Source organism: Geodermatophilus sp. SYSU D01106, from assembly GCF_054049995.1.
Genome location: NZ_JBJGYM010000015.1, coordinates 73,098 through 91,119 on the forward strand (window position 1 = coordinate 73,098; position 18,022 = coordinate 91,119).

Annotated in this window: 18 protein-coding genes; 11 read left to right on the forward strand and 7 right to left on the reverse strand. The window is 76.1% G+C overall.

Translation table 11 applies throughout. The features are described from left to right. Position 1: 1 nt before the first annotated feature. Positions 2 to 964 (reverse strand): helix-turn-helix domain-containing protein, encoded by a 963-nt coding sequence (locus ACI78R_RS16165; protein WP_457041444.1) that lies wholly within the window; start codon positions 962 to 964, stop codon positions 2 to 4. A 57-nt stretch (positions 965 to 1,021) separates the two neighbouring features. On the opposite strand from ACI78R_RS16165, the gene ACI78R_RS16170 reads away from it, so the two are divergent. The 4 genes from ACI78R_RS16170 (at position 1,022) to ACI78R_RS16185 (ending at position 5,764) form a co-directional block, all read left to right on the forward strand. Then, positions 1,022 to 2,206, forward strand: coding sequence for an MFS transporter (locus ACI78R_RS16170; protein ID WP_457041445.1), 1,185 nt, complete (start codon positions 1,022 to 1,024; stop codon positions 2,204 to 2,206). A gap of 67 nt (positions 2,207 to 2,273) precedes the next feature. Next, on the forward strand, positions 2,274 to 3,671 hold the full coding sequence (locus ACI78R_RS16175; protein WP_457041446.1) for a TonB-dependent receptor: 1,398 nt from the start codon (positions 2,274 to 2,276) through the stop codon (positions 3,669 to 3,671). Positions 3,672 to 3,723: 52 nt separating this feature from the next. Continuing rightward, entirely contained in the window at positions 3,724 to 4,797 is a 1,074-nt protein-coding gene (gene ychF, locus ACI78R_RS16180; RefSeq protein WP_457041447.1) for a redox-regulated ATPase YchF, read from the forward strand. Between the two features lie 55 nt (positions 4,798 to 4,852). After that, on the forward strand, positions 4,853 to 5,764 hold the full coding sequence (locus tag ACI78R_RS16185) for a hypothetical protein (protein WP_457041448.1): 912 nt from the start codon (positions 4,853 to 4,855) through the stop codon (positions 5,762 to 5,764). 105 nt (positions 5,765 to 5,869) lie between these two features. Here the strand turns inward: ACI78R_RS16185 and ACI78R_RS16190 are convergent, their stop codons facing one another. Continuing rightward, positions 5,870 to 6,739 carry an RNA polymerase sigma-70 factor gene (locus ACI78R_RS16190; RefSeq protein WP_457041449.1) on the reverse strand — a complete coding sequence of 290 codons (870 nt, stop codon included), beginning with the start codon at positions 6,737 to 6,739 and terminating at the stop codon, positions 5,870 to 5,872. Next, positions 6,736 to 7,329, reverse strand: coding sequence for a carboxymuconolactone decarboxylase family protein (locus ACI78R_RS16195; protein WP_457041450.1), 594 nt, complete (start codon positions 7,327 to 7,329; stop codon positions 6,736 to 6,738). Before ACI78R_RS16195 ends, ACI78R_RS16190 begins: the two co-directional genes overlap by 4 nt. Before the next feature lie 151 nt (positions 7,330 to 7,480). Between ACI78R_RS16195 and ACI78R_RS16200 the strand changes: the two genes are divergently transcribed. Beyond that, positions 7,481 to 8,422, forward strand: coding sequence for a hypothetical protein (locus tag ACI78R_RS16200; protein ID WP_457041451.1), 942 nt, complete (start codon positions 7,481 to 7,483; stop codon positions 8,420 to 8,422). 4 nt (positions 8,423 to 8,426) lie between these two features. Here the strand turns inward: ACI78R_RS16200 and ACI78R_RS16205 are convergent, their stop codons facing one another. Continuing rightward, entirely contained in the window at positions 8,427 to 8,855 is a 429-nt protein-coding gene (locus ACI78R_RS16205; RefSeq protein ID WP_457041452.1) for a hypothetical protein, read from the reverse strand. Positions 8,856 to 9,038: 183 nt separating this feature from the next. On the opposite strand from ACI78R_RS16205, the gene ACI78R_RS16210 reads away from it, so the two are divergent. Beyond that, positions 9,039 to 11,906 (forward strand): BTAD domain-containing putative transcriptional regulator, encoded by a 2,868-nt coding sequence (locus tag ACI78R_RS16210; RefSeq protein ID WP_457041453.1) that lies wholly within the window; start codon positions 9,039 to 9,041, stop codon positions 11,904 to 11,906. A 94-nt stretch (positions 11,907 to 12,000) separates the two neighbouring features. Continuing rightward, entirely contained in the window at positions 12,001 to 12,837 is an 837-nt protein-coding gene (locus tag ACI78R_RS16215) for a class I SAM-dependent methyltransferase (RefSeq protein ID WP_457041454.1), read from the forward strand. Positions 12,838 to 12,879: 42 nt separating this feature from the next. Here ACI78R_RS16215 and ACI78R_RS16220 read toward each other — a convergent pair whose 3' ends face one another. From ACI78R_RS16220 to ACI78R_RS16230, 3 genes are read right to left on the reverse strand one after another with little or no spacing between them, the layout of a single operon-like run. Then, the gene (locus ACI78R_RS16220; RefSeq protein ID WP_457041455.1) at positions 12,880 to 13,326 is read right to left on the reverse strand and encodes a YdeI/OmpD-associated family protein; all 447 of its coding nucleotides are present in this window, start codon (positions 13,324 to 13,326) and stop codon (positions 12,880 to 12,882) included. A 48-nt stretch (positions 13,327 to 13,374) separates the two neighbouring features. Continuing rightward, positions 13,375 to 14,019 (reverse strand): response regulator, encoded by a 645-nt coding sequence (locus tag ACI78R_RS16225; protein WP_457041456.1) that lies wholly within the window; start codon positions 14,017 to 14,019, stop codon positions 13,375 to 13,377. Next, on the reverse strand, positions 14,016 to 15,158 hold the full coding sequence (locus ACI78R_RS16230) for a histidine kinase (RefSeq protein WP_457041457.1): 1,143 nt from the start codon (positions 15,156 to 15,158) through the stop codon (positions 14,016 to 14,018). Before ACI78R_RS16230 ends, ACI78R_RS16225 begins: the two co-directional genes overlap by 4 nt. Positions 15,159 to 15,264: 106 nt before the next feature. On the opposite strand from ACI78R_RS16230, the gene ACI78R_RS16235 reads away from it, so the two are divergent. From ACI78R_RS16235 to ACI78R_RS16250, 4 genes are all read left to right on the forward strand, one after another. Continuing rightward, positions 15,265 to 16,152, forward strand: coding sequence for an ATP-binding cassette domain-containing protein (locus tag ACI78R_RS16235; RefSeq protein ID WP_457041458.1), 888 nt, complete (start codon positions 15,265 to 15,267; stop codon positions 16,150 to 16,152). Continuing rightward, positions 16,149 to 16,892: a hypothetical protein gene (locus tag ACI78R_RS16240; RefSeq protein WP_457041459.1), complete on the forward strand. Its 744-nt coding sequence runs from the start codon at positions 16,149 to 16,151 to the stop codon at positions 16,890 to 16,892. The genes ACI78R_RS16235 and ACI78R_RS16240 overlap by 4 nt, the downstream gene beginning before the upstream one ends. 72 nt (positions 16,893 to 16,964) lie before the next feature. Further along, complete coding sequence (locus ACI78R_RS16245) at positions 16,965 to 17,840, forward strand: SRPBCC family protein (RefSeq protein ID WP_457041460.1); 876 nt, start codon at positions 16,965 to 16,967, stop codon at positions 17,838 to 17,840. 53 nt (positions 17,841 to 17,893) lie between these two features. Continuing rightward, positions 17,894 to 18,019, forward strand: coding sequence for a hypothetical protein (locus ACI78R_RS16250; RefSeq protein WP_457041461.1), 126 nt, complete (start codon positions 17,894 to 17,896; stop codon positions 18,017 to 18,019). The last annotated feature ends 3 nt before the right edge of the window (positions 18,020 to 18,022 follow it).

Sequence of the window (18,022 nt, forward strand, 5' to 3'; positions counted from 1 at the left end):
GCTAATGGCCCTCGTCGGCGGCGGCCAGGAGGGTGCGGCCGGCGTCGCTGCGCCAGTAGAGGACCTCCCGACCCGACCGGCGCCGCTCCAGCAGCCCGGCGTCGAGCAGCACCCGCAGGTGCCCGCCGACGCTGCCGAGCGGCAGCCCGGTCCGGGCGGTGAGCGCGGTCGTGCTCTGCGGGGCGTCGAGCGCGGCGAGCAGCCGGGCGCGGGTGCGGCCCAGCAGCCGCACCAGCGCGTCCGGCAGCGGCGCCGGCCCGCCCGCGAGGACGCCGGTGACGGGGTAGACGACGGCGTAGGTGTCGGGCAGCCGCCAGCTCACCCAGCCGCCCGGCCCGGTGGCGGCGATCAACAGCAGGTCGCGGCCGCGGACGTCGCGCGGCGGGTACGGGGCGGCGTTGACCTGCAGCCGCCCGTTGGCCAGCCAGCGGACGCCGGGGGAGATGCCGTCGAGCGCGGCGGACCAGCCGCCGCCGCTGAGCCGGGCGGTGCGGGAGACGACGTCGGCGCGCAGCACCCGCAGCCGCCGCGGCCACTCGTCGCGCACGGTGTGTTCCCACGTCCACCGGAGCAGCGCGGCGGCGGTGGCGGCGAGGCCGGTCGCGGTGAGCGCGGGCGGCAGCGGGCCGGTGGCCACCTCGAGGTCGGCGCGCACGGCGCCGTCGTCCAGGGACTCGAGGAAGCCGAGCTCCTCGTCGATCGTGAGGTCGGGGGCCGACGGCGGCACGGTGAGGAAGTCGGCGGTCCAGGTGGGGCCGAAGGCGGCGTCGAGCAGGGCGGCGCCGACCGGGTCGCCGGCGAGCCGCTCGCGGAAGGCGGCCGCGTGTGTGTCGGCCCACGGGCGGTGCCACGGCGGCACCGCGGCCGCGCGCAACATCTTCAGCGCGGCGAGGGTCTCGGTGAGCTGGCTGGTGCCGAAGCGGGCGCGCGCCATGACGTCGGCGTCGACGATGAACTCACCCACCTTTCGACCGTAGGCGAAACGGTGGGTCCTCGACGCCCTCTGCCGGACGGTCGGCCCGTGCTCACCTACCGGGCGCTGTTCGCGTCCCCGGAGTTCCGCGCGCTGTGGACCGCGGGCGCGCTGACGACCGCCGCCTCGACGACGTCGTCGCTGGCCCTGGCCGTGCTCGTGCACCGGACCACCGGCTCGGCACTGCTCACCGCGGTGGCCATGTTCGGCCCGTCGGCGGCGCAGGCGCTGGGCGCGACGACGCTCATGTCCGCGGCCGACGCGAGCCCGCCGCGGCGCACGCTCCTGCTGGTCGCGGCGGCGTCCACGGCGGCGCTGGCCCTGCAGGCGCTGCCCGGCCTGCCGACGCCGGTGCGGCTGCTGCTCGTCGTCGGCGTCGCCTACGTGACCTCGGTCGGGTCGGGCGCGCGGTGGGGCCTGCTGGCCGACGTCGTCCCGGCGGCCGCCCACCCGCTGGCGCGCTCGACGATGAACGTCGCCGTCGGGGCGTTCCAGGTGGTCGGCTTCGCCGTCGGCGGGCTGCTGCTCACCGCGCTGACGACGGCGCAGGTGTTCGTGCTGGCCGCGCTCGTGTCGGCGGCCGCGCTGCCGGTGCTGCGGCTCGGGGTGGCCGAGCGGGCGCCGCGCCGGTCCGGGCGGGCGGGGCTCGCGGGGACCGTGCGCGGCAACCGGCTGCTGCTGGCGCACCGCGACACCCGCACGCTGCTGGTGGCGCTGTGCGTGCCGAACGGGCTGGTGGTCGGCTGCGAGGCGCTGTTCGTGCCGTACGCGGGGGAGCGGGCCGGCTGGCTCCTGGTGGCCGGCGCCGCCGGGATGATGGCCGGCGACCTGGTGGTCGGGCGCTTCCTCACGCCCGCGGCCCGGCGGCGCAGCAACACCGCGCTGCGGCTGCTGCTCGCCGTCCCGTTCCTCGCCTTCGCGGTCGCGCCGGGCATCCCGCTGGCCGCCGTGCTGGTGGGCGTGGCGACAGTGGGCTACGCGGCGGCCCTGGCGCAGCAGGAGTGGCTGGTGGCGCTCACGCCCGGGGAACTGCGCGGGCAGGTGCTCGGGGTGGAGTCGGCGCTGCGGATGACCGGCCAGGGCGTGTTCGCGGCGGCCGCGGGCGCGCTCGCCGACCTGTCCTCCCCGGGCGCGGTGATGGCCGGGCTGGCCGCGGCGTCCGTGCTGGTGTCCCTGGTGCTCGCGCCCGGGCTGCGCCGGGCCGCCCGCGCCGCCACGGCCGTGCCCGCGTGACCGGGTGGCGGAGCCCGGGTCTGGCTACGCTCGCGCTGCACCCGGGCCGCACCGCGAGGGGATCGTCATGGACGCCGGCGTCGACACCCTGCAGAAGGCGTTGCAGGTCAACCTGGACCCGCGCTGGTACGGGACCATCGCCGAGATCGGCGCCGGCCAGGAGGTCGCCCGCTGGTTCTTCCGGGCCGGTGGGGCGGCGGGCACCGTCGCGAAGACGATGTCGGCCTACGACATGTCGGTGAGCGACGCCGTCTACGGCAAGAGCGACCGCTACGTGTCCAAGGGCCGCCTGCAGGCGATGCTCGACCACGAGTTCCAGCTCAACGTCGACCGGCTCGCCGACCAGCGCGGCGACGACACGTCGTTCTTCGCCTTCGCCGACACCGTCGTGGCCCGCAGCTACCGCGGCGGCAACGAGTGCCACGGGTGGATGGGCGTGAAGTTCCAGTCCCACCCGCGCGACGAGCCCAGCCAGGTCGTGCTGCACGTGCGGATGCTCGACGACGAGGCCGCGCTGCAGCAGGAGGCCCTCGGCGTCGTCGGCGTCAACCTGCTGCACGCGGCGTTCTTCCAGCACCACCAGCCCGAGACGCTGGTGGAGAGCCTGCTCGACCGGCTCACCACCGGCCGCATCGAGGTCGACCTCATCGAGCTGTCGGGCATCGAGTTCCGCGCCGTCGACAACCGGGTCATGGCGCTCAAGCTGGTCCAACTGGGGCTCTCCGGCGCGGCGATGTTCGGCCCCGACCGGCACGTCCTGCAGCCGAGCGAGGTGCTGCGCAAGAAGGCGATCCTGGTCGAGCGCGGCAGCTTCCGGCCGCCCACGGTGGTCAACATCGCCATGCTGGAGGCCGCCCGCGCGCGGTTCGAGGCCGACCCCGCCGTCGCCGGCCGGGAGATCCTGCTGCTCGGCGAGCTGACGATGGCCAACCTGCGGGCCGGCGGGGACGTCGTCGACCGGCGGGACTTCCTCGCCCGCGCCGACCTGCTCGCCGCGTGCGGGCTGACGGTGCTCATCTCCGACTACGTCGCCTACCACCGGCTGGCCGCCTACCTGGCCTGGCGCACCGACGGCCGGATCGGGATGGTCATGGGCGTCCCGAGCCTCATCGACCTGTTCGACGAGGAGTCCCACGCCGCGCTGCCCGGCGGGATCCTGGAGAGCTTCGGCCGGCTGCTGAAGAACGACCTGCGGCTCTACGTGTACCCGATGCTGCAGGAGGGCCGGGTGGTCACGGTGGACACCGTCGAGGTCGCCCCGCAGCTGCGCCCGCTGTTCGACTACCTGAACCAGCGCGGCAGCTTCGTCGGCCTGGACCACGAGCCGGACCACCTGCCGATCCTCAGCCGCGACGTGCTCCGGCGGATCCCGACCGGGGACACCGGCTGGGAGGCGATGGTGCCGGCCGAGGTGGCCGCGCTGATCAAGAAGCGCGGCTTCTTCGGCCACGACCGCTCGCGCTGAGGCCGCCCGGGCAGTCCACCGCCGGTGACCCGGCCCCGTAGGCTGGACCCTCGTGAGTCTCACCATCGGGATCGTCGGTCTTCCCAACGTCGGCAAGTCGACGCTGTTCAACGCGCTGACCAAGAACGACGTCCTGGCGGCCAACTACCCGTTCGCCACGATCGAGCCGAACGTCGGTGTCGTCGGGGTGCCCGACGAGCGGCTGGGGAAGCTCGCCGAGCTGTTCAGCTCGCAGAAGGTCGTGCCGGCGACGGTGTCGTTCGTCGACATCGCCGGCATCGTGCGCGGCGCCAGCGAGGGCCAGGGGCTGGGCAACAAGTTCCTCGCCAACATCCGTGAGAGCGACGCGATCTGCCAGGTCATCCGCGTGTTCACCGACCCCGACGTCGTGCACGTCGAGGGCAAGGTGTCGCCGTCGGACGACATCGAGACGATCAACACCGAGCTCGTCCTGGCCGACCTGCAGACGCTGGAGAAGGCGATCCCGCGGCTGGAGAAGGAGTCGCGCAAGGACAAGGAGCGCGCCGCGCTGCTGGCCGCCGCGCAGTCCGCCGCCGAGATCCTGAACACGGGGCAGACGCTGTTCAGCGCCGGTGTGGACCCCGCGCCGCTGCGCGAGCTGACGCTGCTGACGACCAAGCCGTTCCTGTACGTCTTCAACGTCGACGCCGACGAGCTGGCCAACGAGTCGCTCATCGCCGAGCTGCGCGAGCTGGTGGCGCCGGCCGAGGCGATCCTGCTCGACGCGAAGACCGAGTCGGAGCTGGCCGAGCTGCCGGCCGAGGAGGCCGCGGAGCTGCTGGAGTCGATCGGGCAGAGCGAGCCGGGCCTCGACCAGCTGGCCAAGGTCGGGTTCCGCACGCTGGGGCTGCAGACCTACCTGACGGCGGGTCCGAAGGAGGCGCGCGCCTGGACCATCCCGGTCGGCGCCACCGCCCCGCAGGCCGCCGGGGTCATCCACACCGACTTCCAGCGCGGCTTCATCAAGGCCGAGGTCGTGTCCTACGACCAGCTGATGGAGGCCGGCTCGATGACCGAGGCGAAGTCCCGCGGCTGGGTGCGCATCGAGGGCAAGGACTACGTGATGGCCGACGGCGACGTCGTGGAGTTCCGCTTCAACGTCTGACCGTAGCCGTAGGCCCCTGCGACTTAGGCGGACTGCGGTCGTACCGACGGGCAAGGTGCTGCACGCTCTCGGGATGGTGGACCGGCGTGACCTCGCAGGGGCCCTCTCGCGAGCTAGTGACTGGGTGAGGGACGAGTTCGCCTACATCGAGGACATCGCTGCAGGCCTCGGATGTGAGCGACGCATCGAGGGTGGTCCCGGAGTCGTATTCCGTCTCGGCCAGCGGAAGGTCGGGCACGTCCACCCGAAGCGTGGTCACCTGGGGGTCGGCCTCCCCGAGACCATGCGGCCGGACGTGCAGGCGTTGACCGGTGCACTACGGGCCCAACGAGGGGCTGCATGGTTCAACTACTCGCCGGACGTGGCCGACCGCGAGACGGTCGAACTGCTTCTCACCGTCAGCGCGGAGGGCGTGAGCTTCGAGCCGGTCGAGGCGCACGTCGCCGATGTCCTCGGCGGTGAGCACTCACCAGCCACGCAGACCCGGATCAGGAGCACTGCCAGCGACGACGAAGATCTGCGGCTCGTACTGGCGGTCTTGCGTGCCTTCGAGCGACACGAGGCGGTGACGGGCGTCCCGAGCCCGGTCAAGCCGCTCCGCGAGACCTTGTTCTTCCGGTGGGAAGGTCCTCGATTGCCCACCGGTGGGAAGTACTCGCCCCTCATCCCGCACTCGCCGGGCGCGAGGGACAGTCGGGTACGACAGGGCACCAAGGACTTGGTGCACGAGCACGTGACGCCCGTCTCCGGCGTCATCCGGGGACTGCTCCGCGACTTGCCTTCCGACGAGGAGGCGTTGAGGCGTGTTCTTGAGGAGGTCTCGGACCGCGTCATCATCACGAGGACGGAGGACCGAGCCCTCACTGCAGCCGGCTATCGGGACAGCGCTCCGGATCCGCTCGACCCGTGGAGCCGCTACACGGCGCTGGGCCTGTCGCGAGCGGACTTCGCTCCCTTCTCGCGCTGACGGCCGAGGGGCCGAGACAGCGCTGCGTCGTGAGTCCTCGTCGAGGAGTGGAGACCTGGTTAGTCCTTCGTCGGCAGGTCCGCATGGATGTCGGTGGTTGGCGGATCAGCGGCGCAGGGCGACGGGCTCGTCGAGGCGGCGCAGCTTGTGCGGGTTGCGCGTCGCGTACATGCGGGAGATCCGGCCGTCCTCGACGACGAAGGTGATCGCCGTGTCGAAGGGACCGCCGCCGTCGATCCGCGCCGCCACCGTGCCGTTGACCAGCGGCGTCGTGATCGTCACGCCGGGCGCCAGCTCGGCGAAGCGCGCGAGCGCCCGGGCCACCCGCAGCCGGCCCGTCACCGGGCGCAGCGCCGCCGGCGCCAGCCCACCACTGTCGGCCACCACGACGACGTCCGGCGCCAGGACGTCGAGCAGCCCCTCGAGGTCGCCGGAGGTCACCGCGGCGAGGAAGCGGTCCACCACCCGCTGCTGCTCGGCCCGGCTCACCGCCGTCCGGGGACGCCGCGCGGCCACGTGCTCGCGCGCCCGGTGCGCCACCTGCCGCACCGCGGCGGCCGACTTCCCGACCGCCTCGCCGATCTCGTCGTAGGGCACGTCGAACACCTCGTGCAGCACGAGGACCGCCCGCTCGGTCGGCGACAGCGTCTCCAGCACGGTCAGCATCGCGATCGACACGCTCTCCGCCAGCTCGACGTCGTCGGCCACGTCGGGGCTGGTCAGCAGCGGCTCGGGCAGCCACTCGCCGACGTACTCCTCGCGCCGGCGGGCCACGGTGCGCAGCCGGTTGAGCGCCTGGCGGGTGAGGATCCGCACCAGGTAGGCCCGCGGGTCGCGCACCGCCGCCCGGTCCACCTCCGCCCACCGCAGCCAGGTCTCCTGCACCACGTCGTCGGCGTCGGCCGCGGAGCCGAGCATCTCGTAGGCGACGGTGAACAGCAGGCTGCGGTGGGCGGCGAAGGGGTCCTCGGTCATGCGGGCACGACGCCGTCCGCCGACCGCACCGCCAGCGGCGCCAGGCCGCACGACGTCGCGAACTCCTGCGAGCGGATGCCGAGGGCGACGTTGCCCCGAGCGCTCGCGTTCATGAAGCCGATCCTGGCGGTCAGCTCCACCAGCGCGGCCGGCCCGAGCTCGTCGAGCAGCGCGGCCGACAGCTCGTCGGTGACCGCCGGCGGCGTGGCGCTCATCGCCTCGGCGTACTCCATGACGCGGCGCTCCAGCGGAGTGAAGACGGCGGACTCCCGCCAGCGCGGCACCTCGCGCACCTTGGCCTCGTCGAGCCCGCGGTCGCGGCTGAGGAAGTGGTGGAGGTCCAGGCAGAAGCCGCAGCCGATGGTCGCGGCGGACGCCATGGCCGCGTAGGTCGCCAGCGCCGGGTCGAGCCGGTTCCACCCGTCGACCTTCCGGCCGAACGACATCGAGTCCTTGAGCACCGCCGGGTGGTGCCACATGACCGCGGCGCCCTCGGGCACCTGGCCGAGCATCCGGCGGCTGACCGCCTTCAGCAGGGCCCCGTGCAGGCCGGTGATGCGGGTCGCCGGGACGCGGGTGCTGCTCGCCATGTCTCCTCCTGGGTGTGCGGCGCTGTCGTCATGGAGACACCGCCGCGGCCCCGGGTGTGACAGCCCCAGTCGCACACGGCCCCCGCGGCGTTGCAGAGGGCCCCATCCGCGTTGCAGACGGCCTGCAACGCCCGGGGTCCACCGTCCTCGCATGGCAGGACACCTGTACGAGGCCGACACCATCGACACCCTGGAGGAGCCCGAGGACGACCGCGAGCAGCCGGCGGAGACCGGCGAGGCGGGACTCGGTCCCGGCCCCCGGCGCCTGCTGGCCGCGTTCGCGCTGTTCACCGCCCTGGCCGCGCACCAGCTGCTGCGGCTCGGCGGGCACACCGAGCACGCCTGGGCGTGGACGATCCAGGCCCGGCCGACCGTCGCCTTCCTCGGCGCCGCCTACGCCGCGGGCTTCGTCCTCTCGGTCGCCGCGCTGCGGCAGCGCTCCTGGGCGCACGTGCGGGTGGCGGTCGTGACGGTCACCGTCTTCACGGTCCTCACCCTGGCCGCGACGTACTGGCACGCGCACAAGCTGCACCTCACCGCCGCGGACCCGCTGGCGCGCTCGGCGGCCTGGGTCTGGACGGCGGTCTACCTCGCCGTCCCGGTGGCCGGGCTGGTCGTGCTCCTGCGGCAGCCGGCCCACCGGCACGGCGCCCGCCGCGCCCTGCCCCGGTGGGTCCGGGCGGTGCTCGCCGCGCAGGGCCTCGTGCTCGGCGCCGTCGGCGCCGTCCTGTTCGCCAGCGGGCTGAGCGCCCACCACGGCACGCACGTCACGGGCAGCGCCTGGCCGTGGGCCCTGACCCCGCTCAGCGCCCAGGTGGTGGGGGCGTGGCTGGTGGCCCTGGGGGTCGGCGCCGCCCTGGTGGTCCGGGAGACCGACGTCTGCCGGCTGCACGTCCCGGCGGTCACCTACACCGCGTTCGGCGTCTTCCAGTGGGCGGTGCTGCTCCGGTTCCGCGACGAGCTGGTCGCCGGCCCGGCGCTGTGGGCCTACGCGGCGGTGCTGACCGCCGTCGTCGCGACCGGCGGGTACGGCTGGTGGCTCGTCCGCCGGCAGGGGACGTCGTCCCCCGCCGGCGGACGGGGAGTGCGGTGACCGCTCAGCGGGTGGTGCCGCCGTTCGACTTCGCCGGCGGCACCAGCGGGTCCGGCACGCCGCCGGACCCGGCCGCGGCCTGGCCGGAGGCCGCCTCCGCGATCGTCTCGACGTCGGGCGTCCCGAGGGCGGCGGTCCCGCCACCCGAGGACGTGCCCGTGCCGGACGACGACGGCGCGCTCGAGGACGTGCCGGACGACGAGGTCCCCGACGACGACATGCCGCCGCCCGAGGCCGAGCTCGCCAGCTTGTCGATGCTGCTCTGCAGGGGAGCCGGCGCCGCCTCGCGCGCCTTGTCCAGCGTCTGCTGCACCTCCGGGCGGCCCAGGAGGCCCTGCGCCGACGAGACGATCCGCTCGTAGCTCTCCCGGCCGGCCCGCGCGCCCAGCACGTACCCGATGCCCAGCCCGATCCCCAGCGTCAGCTTGCCCATGGCTCCTCCGATCTCCGCCGGCCCGGCTCGGTCCGCCGGGCTCCGTCCCGACGCCGCTACCCAGCCCGTGCCGGGTCCACCCCCGCGGCGGCGGCCTGGCGCTCCGCGGAGCCTGTCCAGCGCCCCGCGCCGTCGCTAGGGTCGGCCGCGCCGGGAGCGGTCCGCGTGCGGGACGAGGCGGCGATGACAGGCGCAGCACACGTGCACTTCCGGGTCCTCGGACCGCTGTCGGTCGAGGGCCCGGGAGGAGCGCTCGCCGTCGGCGGGCACAAGCCGCGGACGCTGCTCGCCGCCCTGCTCGTCGCCCGCGGCGAGGTCGTGCCGGCCGAGCGGCTGGTCTCGGTCCTGTGGGGGGACGGCCCGCCCGACGGCGCGATGACCGCCCTGCGGGCCTACGTCTCGCGCCTGCGCGGCGTCCTCGGTGACGCCGCCCCGCTGCGGCACCGCCCGCCCGGCTACTGCCTGGCCCTGCACACGGCGACGCTGGACGCCGCCGACTTCGAGCAGCGGGTCCGCAGCGCCCGGGCGGCGGCCGCGACCGGCGACCACGCGCGGGCGCTGGCCGACCTCGACGCCGCGCTGGCGCTGTGGCGCGGCGACGCGCTCGCCGAGTTCGCCGACGAGGAGTTCGCCGCCCCCGAGGCCGCCCGGCTCACCGAGCTGCGCACCGGCGCCACCGCCGACCGCGCGGACGCGCTGGTGGCGCTGGGCCGGTCCGCGGAGGCGGTGCCCGAGCTGGAGGCGGTGGTGCGCGCCCACCCGTCCTGGGAGCGGCCCGCCGTGACGCTCATGCGGGCCCGCTACGCCACCGGGCGCCAGGCCGACGCGCTCGCCGCCTTCCACGAGCTGCGCGCCCGGCTCGACGACGAGCTCGGCGTGGAGCCCGCCGCCCCCGCGCAGGACCTCTACCGCCGGATCCTCGTCCACGACCCCGCCCTCACCGCGACGCCGCGGCCGGGCAACCTGCCGCGCCGCGCGAGCGGCTTCGTGGGCCGCGACCGCGAGTCGGCCGGCGTGCTGGCCGCGCTGCGCGAGGGCCCGCTGGTCACGCTGACCGGCGTCGGGGGAGCGGGGAAGTCGCGGCTCGCGGTGGAGGTCGCCGGCCGCGACCGGGCCCGCTTCGACGACGGGGCGTGGCTGTGCGAGCTCGCCGCCCTGCCCGAGGACAGCCCGGTGGGCGACGCGGTGTCGGCGGCACTCGGCATCCGCCAGCGGTCGGGCCTGTCGGTGGAGCAGACGGTGCTGGAGTACCTGCGCCCGCGGTCGCTGCTGCTCGTCGTCGACAACTGCGAGCACGTGCTGGCGCACGCGGCCGCCCTCGTCGGGGCGATCGTGCAGCACTGTCCCGGCGTCGTGGTCCTCGCGACCAGCCGCGAGCCGCTCGGCGTCGACGGCGAGCAGGTCTGGCCGGTGCCGCCGCTGCCGCTCGCGGACGCCACCGCGCTGTTCGTCCAGCGCGCCCGGGCGGCGACGCCGGACTTCCGGCTCGACCCCGCCGCGGCGGACGCCGTCGCCGCCATCTGCGCCCGCCTCGACGGCCTGCCGCTGGGCATCGAGCTCGCGGCCGCGCGGATGCGGGTGATGAGCCCGGCCGAGGTGGCCGCCCGGCTGGAGGACGGCCCGCTGCTCGGCGGCGGCCGCGGGCCGGTGCCCCGCCACCAGAGCCTGGCCGCCGCGATCGAGTGGTCCTACCGGCTGCTGTCCGGGCCCGAGCAGCGGCTGTTCCGCGGCATGTCGGTGTTCGCCGGCGGTGCTGACCTCCGGGCGGTGCACGGCGTCGCCGACCCCGGCGCCGGCGAGGACGACGTCCTGGACCGGCTCACCCGCCTCGTGGACCGGTCGATGGTGGTGGCCCGCAGCGGGGTGCACAGCCGCTACGGGCTGCTGGAGACCCTGCGCGCCTACGGCCGGTCGCGCGCCGCGGACGCCGGCGAGACCGCCGCGCTCACCCGGCGGCACGTGGAGTACCACGTCGACTACGCCGAGCGGGCCGGCGCGGGGCTGCAGAGCCCGGACGAGCGGGCGTGGGCCGACGAGGCCCTCGGCGTCTACGACGACCTGCGGGCGGCGTTCACCCGGGCGGCCGCCGACGCCGAGTGGGACCTCGCCGTGCGGCTGGTCGCGGCCGTGCCCGAGCTCGTGCACCTGCGCGTGGGCTACGAGGCCTACGCCTGGGCCGAGCAGCTGCTGCCGGTGGTCGACCCCGGCCACCCGAGCTTCGCCGCCGCCGTCGGCGCCGCGGCCCGCGGCGCGTGGAACCGGGGCGACTTCCCGCACGCCGTGGCGACGGCGCGCCTGGCGGGGGACCGCCGCCCGCCGCCGGGGACCCCGCGCATCGCCTACCCGCACGACGTGCTGGCCGACGTGGCGCTGTACGAGGGCGACGTGGCCCGCGCGCTGGCGCACTACACGGCCGAGGCGGAGCGGGCCCGCGGCGACGGCGACCGCATCCGGCTGGTCTGGACGCTGTACTACGTCGCGGTCTGCCACGCGGTGGGCCGGCACCCCGAGGAGGGTCTGGCCGCGGCGCGGGAGAGCCTCGACGTCGCGGAGGCCACCGCCAACCCGACCGCCCTGTCGATGGCCCGCTACGCCCTCGGGCTGGTGCTCAAGAAGTCCGACCCCGACTCCGCCCTCGCGCTGTTCGACGAGGCGGAGGAACTGGCGGCCGCCGTCCGCAACTTCTGGTGGCAGGGGATCGCGATGATGGAGGGCGCCGCGACCCGGGCCGTGCACGGCGACCCGGTGGAGGCCGCGCGGGCGCTGGTCGCCGTCCTCGCGCACTGGGACCGGGTGGGGGACGCCACCCAGCAGTGGCTCAACCTGCGCTACGTCGCCCGGCTGCTGCAGCGGGTCTCCGCCACGGCCGACGCCGCCACGCTGCACCGCCACCTCGTCGCCGCCGGCAAGCCCTCGCCGCTCGGCCCGCCGGCCGCCCCGGGGAACGGGCGGCGCGCCGACCCCCGGGCGGCCGAGGCCGCCGCCGTCGCCTCCGCCCGCGCCGCGCTCGGCCGGGTCCTGTCCGGGGAGCTCGCGACCGGCCGGGCGTGACCGTGCATCCCCGGTGCAGCCGATCTGCAACGCGCCGGGGCCACCGTCGTCGCGTGCCGGGACGACCCGGGAGACGACGGAGGAGACGACAGAGATGACCGACACCCTCGACGCGGTCGCCGCCGACCGCGCCCTCAAGGCGAGGCACCGGGCGATGTGGGGCCTGGGCGACTACCCGTCGGTGGCCCGCGACCTCATCCCGGAGCTGGGCCGCGTCCTGGTCGAGGCCGCCGGGGTCGGCCGCGGCGAGCGGGTCCTCGACGTGGCGGCCGGCACGGGCAACGCCGCCGTCCCGGCCGCGCTCACCGGCGCGCAGGTGGTGGCCTCCGACCTGACGCCGGAGCTGTTCGAGGCCGGCCGCGAGTCCGCCGCCCGCGCCGGCGCCGAGCTGACCTGGGAGGAGGGGGACGCCGAGGCGCTGCCGTACGGGGACGCGAGCTTCGACGTCGTCCTGTCCTGCGTCGGCGTGATGTTCGCGCCGCGCCACCAGCGGGCCGCCGACGAGCTGGTGCGGGTGTGCCGTCCCGGCGGGCGGATCGGCCTGGTCAGCTGGACGCCGGAGGGCTTCGTCGGCGAGATGTTCACGACGATGAAGCCGTACGCGCCGCCGCCCCCGCCCGGTGTGCAGCCGCCGCCGCTGTGGGGCGACGAGCAGCACGTCCGCGACCTGCTCGGCGACCGGGTCACCGACGTCGTCGCGCGCCGGCAGGTGGTGACCGCGAGCGGCTGGCCGTCGGCGGAGGCGTGGCGCGACTCCTGGAAGACCGTCTACGGGCCGACGATCGCCGTCTACCGGCACATCGCCGACGACCCCGACCGGGTCGCGGCCCTCGACCGCGACCTGGCCGCGCTCGCCGCGCGCTACGACCGCGGCACCGACGGCCTCGTCCTCGACTGGGAGTACCTGCTGCTCACCGCGCGCCGCGTCTGAGCACCCCACGCCCGGCCGCTCCGGCGGCCGGGCGGAGCGGGCCTAGCCCGACAGGGCGGCGACGACGGCGGAGACCCGGCGGGCGCGGGTCTCGGGCTTCTTGGCCTCGGTCACCGAGCGGGCGTGCTCCTTGCGGTGCGAGTAGGCGAGCGCGTCGAACGCCTCGCGCAGGCCGGCCGCCGCGAGCGCCTCGGCCAGGTCGTCCGGCACCTCGACGGTCCGCTCGACGGCGTCGTGGGCGAGGACGACGTCGACGGTGTCACCGGTGTCCACGCCGAGGGCGGCCCGGCGCTCCTTGCTCAGCCCGACGAGGTTCTCGCCGCCCATCCGCGCGAGCCGCGCCTCGACGGTCGCGGCGCCGATGGTGATCCGCACCGGGAAGGCCTTGGCGCCGCCACCGAGGGAGGCCGCCTGCTCGTCGGTGAGCACGATCGCCGCCGCCGGCCCGCGCCGCTCGAGGGTCGTCGTCAGCCGCAGTTCCGAGGTCACCCCGACACCCTGACGCCCGCGCGGCCGTCGCGGTAGCCCCCGCGCGGGTCAGGTCAGCGGCACGAGCCCGGACTCGTAGGCCGCGATGACGGCCTGGGTCCGGTCGCGGGCGCCCAGCTTGCGCAGCAGGGCGCTGACGTGGGTCTTCACCGTCTGCAGGCCGAGGTACAGCTCCGCGGCGATCTCGCCGTTGGACAGCCCGCGCGCCATGAGCACGAGCACGTCCCGCTCGCGGGGCGTCAGCTCCGGCGCCGGCCGGTCCGGGGCGGCGGGCAGCGACCGGGCGGCCAGCCCGCGGATCGCCGCCGGGAACAGCAGGCTCTCCCCGCGGGCCACGACCCGGACGGCGTCGACGATCTCGGCCGGCCGCGCCCGCTTGGGCAGGAAGCCGTCCGCGCCGGCCGACAGCGCCGCGTAGACGTTCTCGTCCTCGCCGAACGTCGTCACCACCAGCACGCGCGGGGGATCGGCCAGCCGCCGGCGCAGGTCCCGGGTCGCCTGGATGCCGTCCACCAGCGGCATGCGGATGTCCATCACCACCACGTCGGGACGCAGCCGCGCGACGAGCGGGACGACGACGGCGCCGTCGGCCGCCTCGCCGACCACCTCGATGTCGTCGCGGGCGTCGAGGATGGCGCGCAGGCCGCCGCGCACCAGCTCCTCGTCGTCGACCAGCAGGACCCGGATGGTCACGGCGCCCCGCCGACCGGCATCCGGACCTCCATGCGCCAGCCGTCGCCGGCGGGCCCCGCCTCCGCGGTGCCGCCGAGCACTGCCGCGCGCTCCCGCATCCCGCGCAGGCCGCTGCCCGCGCCGGTGCGCACCCCCGCCGACGCCGGGGCCGGCACGGGGTTGGAGACGGTCAGGCGCAGGGCCCCGCCCGCCACCTCGACGTCCATCCGGACCGGCACCGGGCCCGCGTGGCGCAGCGCGTTGGTCAGGCCCTCCTGCGCCATCCGGTAGGCCTCGCGCGAGAGCAGGGGCGGCAGCTCCGGCACCGGCCCGCTGACCCGCACGTCGACCTGCGCGCCCGCCGCACCCGCCGAGCGGACCAGCCCGTCGAGGTCGTCGAGCGTCGGCGCGTCCGGCGGCGGCCCGGCGTCCCGCAGCAGCGCCAGCACCCGCTCCAGGTCGGCGGCCGCCTGCCGGGCGCTGTCCTCGATCGCGGCGAGCGCCCGGGCGACGAACGCGGGGTCGGACCCGGCGACCTCGCGGGCCGCCCCCGCCTGCAGCAGCGTGACGGTGAGCGCGTGCCCGATCGAGTCGTGCAGCTCGCCGGCCAGCCGGGTGCGCTCCAGCAGGCGCTCGGTGCGCGCGGACGAGGCGGCCAGCCGCTCGGCCAGCGACGGTGACAGCAGCACGCGGGCGGCCCCCGCGGCGAGCGCCCCGAGGCCGGCGAGCACGCACGTCAGCCCCGCGGCCACGAGGACGCCGAGCGGCAGCGCCGCCCGTCCGCTGCCCACGACGACCGCCACGGCACCGGCCGTGGACTCCGCGGCCAGCAGCCCGAGCTGGACCCGGACGACCAGCCACAGCAGGAGCCGGCCGCGGTCCCGCCACGTCCGCGCCGGCTCGACGGTGACCTCGTCGTCGCCGGGCACGAGCAGGGCACGCGCCTGCAGCCCCTCGCTGCGGCGCACCGCCGGCACGCCGGCGAGGACCACCAGCAGCGGCAGGGGCGCCAGGTGCAGGCCCGCGAGCGTCGACGGCGACGCGTCCTCGAGGCCCGGCCAGACCAGCCCGCAGGCGACCGCGGCCCAGGCGCCGACGGCCAGGTGGACCGCCCGCGTCCAGGTCGGCCGGCCGGCCACCGACCACAGCACCGTGCGCACCCGCCGAGCATGGCGGGTCCGGCGGCCGGGGACCTCCCGCCGGGGAGGGAGGCGCCCGGACCGCGCGGGGGACGCCGGGCGGCCGCCGTCCGGCGACGGTGGAGCCGTGATCGAGGTACGCGGGCTGGGCAAGCGGTACGGGCCGGTGGTCGCCGTCGACGACCTGACCTTCGACGTCCCCGCGGGCAGCGTGACGGCGCTGCTCGGGCGCAACGGGGCAGGCAAGTCGACGACGCTGCGGATGCTGCTGGGGCTGGACCGGCCGTCGGCCGGCACCGCCCGGATCGCGGGCCGGGCGTTCGCCGACCTGCGGGCGCCGCTGCGCACGGCGGGCGCGCTGCTCGACAGCAGCGCCGCCCACCCCGGGCGCACCGCCCGGGACCACCTGCGCTGGCTGGCGGCCACGCACCGCATCCCGCGGGAGCGGGTGGACGCCGTCCTCGAGCTCACCGGCCTCCGCGAGGCCGCCGACCGCCGGGTGCGCGCCTTCTCCCTGGGCATGCGGCAGCGGCTCGGCATCGCCGCCGCGCTGCTCGGCGACCCCGCGGTGCTGCTGCTCGACGAGCCGGTCAACGGCCTGGACGCGGACGGCATCCGGTGGCTGCGCTCGTTCCTGCGCGACCTGGCGGGGGAGGGGCGCACCGTCCTGCTGTCCAGCCACCTCCTCGGGGAGGTGGAGCGCACCGCCGACCACCTGCTGGTGATCGGGCGGGGACGCCTGCTGGCCGACGCGCCGCTGCCGGCGTTCCTGGCCGAGCACGCCGGCCGCCGGCTGCGGGTCCGGACGACGCAGCCCCGCCGCCTCCGGGAGCTGCTCGCCGCGGCCGGGGCGACCGTCCTCCCCGACGGCGACGCCCTGCGGGTGGACGGGCTCGACCAGGACGCCGTCGGCGCGCTCGCCGCCCGGCACGGCGTGCCGCTGCTCGAGCTGGCCGCCGACGGCCGCTCGCTGGAGGACGCCTTCCTCGCCCTGACCGACGGGAGCGCCGCGTGACCGCCGCGCTGCACGCCGAGTGGATCAAGGCGGTGACGGTCCGGTCGACCTGGCTGTGCCTGGCCCTCTTCGCCGTCGCGGTGGCCGGCATCGGCGTCGCCGTCGTCGCCTCCGTGGGTGCCGCGGAGGTGGCCTCGCCCGACTACGACGCCGGGACCATCGCCTTCTACGGCCTGAACTTCGGGCACGTCGCGGTCGTCGTCCTCGCCGTGCTGCTCAGCGCCGGCGAGTACGCCCGCCGGACCGTGCACGCGTCCCTGGTGGCGGTGCCCCGCCGCGGGGTCTTCCTCGGCGCGAAGGTCGCCGTCTGCGCGGCACTGGTGCTCGCCGCCTGCGCGGTCACCGTGCCGGTCACGCTGCTGAGCACCCAGGCGTTCCTCGGCCCCGACGCCGTGTCCCTCGGGACGCCGGGGATGCTGCGCTCCGCGGTCGCGGCGGCGCTGTACCCCACGCTGCTCGCGGTGTTCTGCGTCGGCGTGGCCCTGGTGATCCGCGACCAAGCCGCCGCCCTCGGGCTGCTCGTGCCGTTCTTCTTCCTGCTCTCGCCGCTGCTGGAACTGGTGCCGGGGCTGCAGCGGGCCGCGGTCTTCCTGCTCGACCGGGCCGGCGCCGTCGCCGTCCGCCTGCGCCCCCGGCCGATCGACGTCTTCGGCCCCGGGACGGGCCTGGCGGTCCTCGCCCTGTGGGCGGCCGCGGCGGTGCTCGCCGCCTGGTGGTCGCTGCGCCGGCGGGACGCGTGACGACCTCGCCGTTTCGTCCGGAGTGGTGCCGGTCACATCCCTCCCGAGACGTCCGACGACGGAGGGATGGCGATGACCACCAAGGTGGAGAAGTCGATCCAGGTGGACGTGCCGCTGCGCACGGCCTACGACCAGTGGACCCAGTTCGAGGACTTCCCGCACTTCATGGGCGGGGTGAAGGAGGTCCGGCAGCTGACCGACCAGCGGCTGCACTGGGTCGCCGAGATCGCCGGCGTGCGCCGCGAGTGGGAGGCCGCCGTCCTCGAGCAGGACCCCGACCGGAAGGTCGCCTGGGCCGCCACCAGCGGCGCGACCAACGCCGGCGCCGTCCGCTTCGAGGCCGCCGGGCCCGACTCGACCATCGTGTACCTGGAGCTCGAGTACGAGCCGGAGGGCCTGGTCGAGCAGGTGGGCGACAAGCTCGGCATCGTCGAGCGGCAGGTGCGCTCGGACCTCGAGCGGTTCAAGTCGCTGGTCGAGAGCCAGGGCTACGCGTCGGGCTCCTGGCGCGGGTCGGTCAACGAGCACATCGACGTCGGCACCCCGGGCGTGAACGACGCCTACGGCTCCGCGGGCGACAAGGGCAAGGCGGGGATCTCGCCGACGGCGGTCGCGGCCGGCGTCGCGGCGGTGGCCGGTGCCGCGGTGGCCGGGGTGGCCGCGGCGACGTCCGGCAAGCAGGAGACGACGACGCCGGCCCCGGCCCCGGCCCCGACGCCCACGCCCACGCAGACGCCCACGGCCGGGACGACCACGGCGGAGGGCGTCGTCCAGCCGCAGGAGGTCACCGTCGTCGAGCAGCCGCCGCCGGACGCGGTCGTGCGCGACGACGTCCTGGTGCCCGAGGCCGACGACCAGGGCTACACGGCGGGCCCGTCCACCGAGGGCGTCGAGCACGGCACGCGCCGGGACGGCGACGACCCGATGCTCGGCGGCGGCAGCCGCTGACCTCCCGCAGCACCGAGTAGGCCCACACCGGGGGGTCACCGCGTCTTCCTGACGTGGGACGTCCGCGGCGGGGCCTCGACGACCGCCCGCTCCTCCGGTGGGAGCGGGCGGTCGTCGTGCTGCTCGCGGCCGTCTGCCTCGCGGGTGTCCTCGCCACCGCGGGGGTGGCCCCGTGGTGAGGT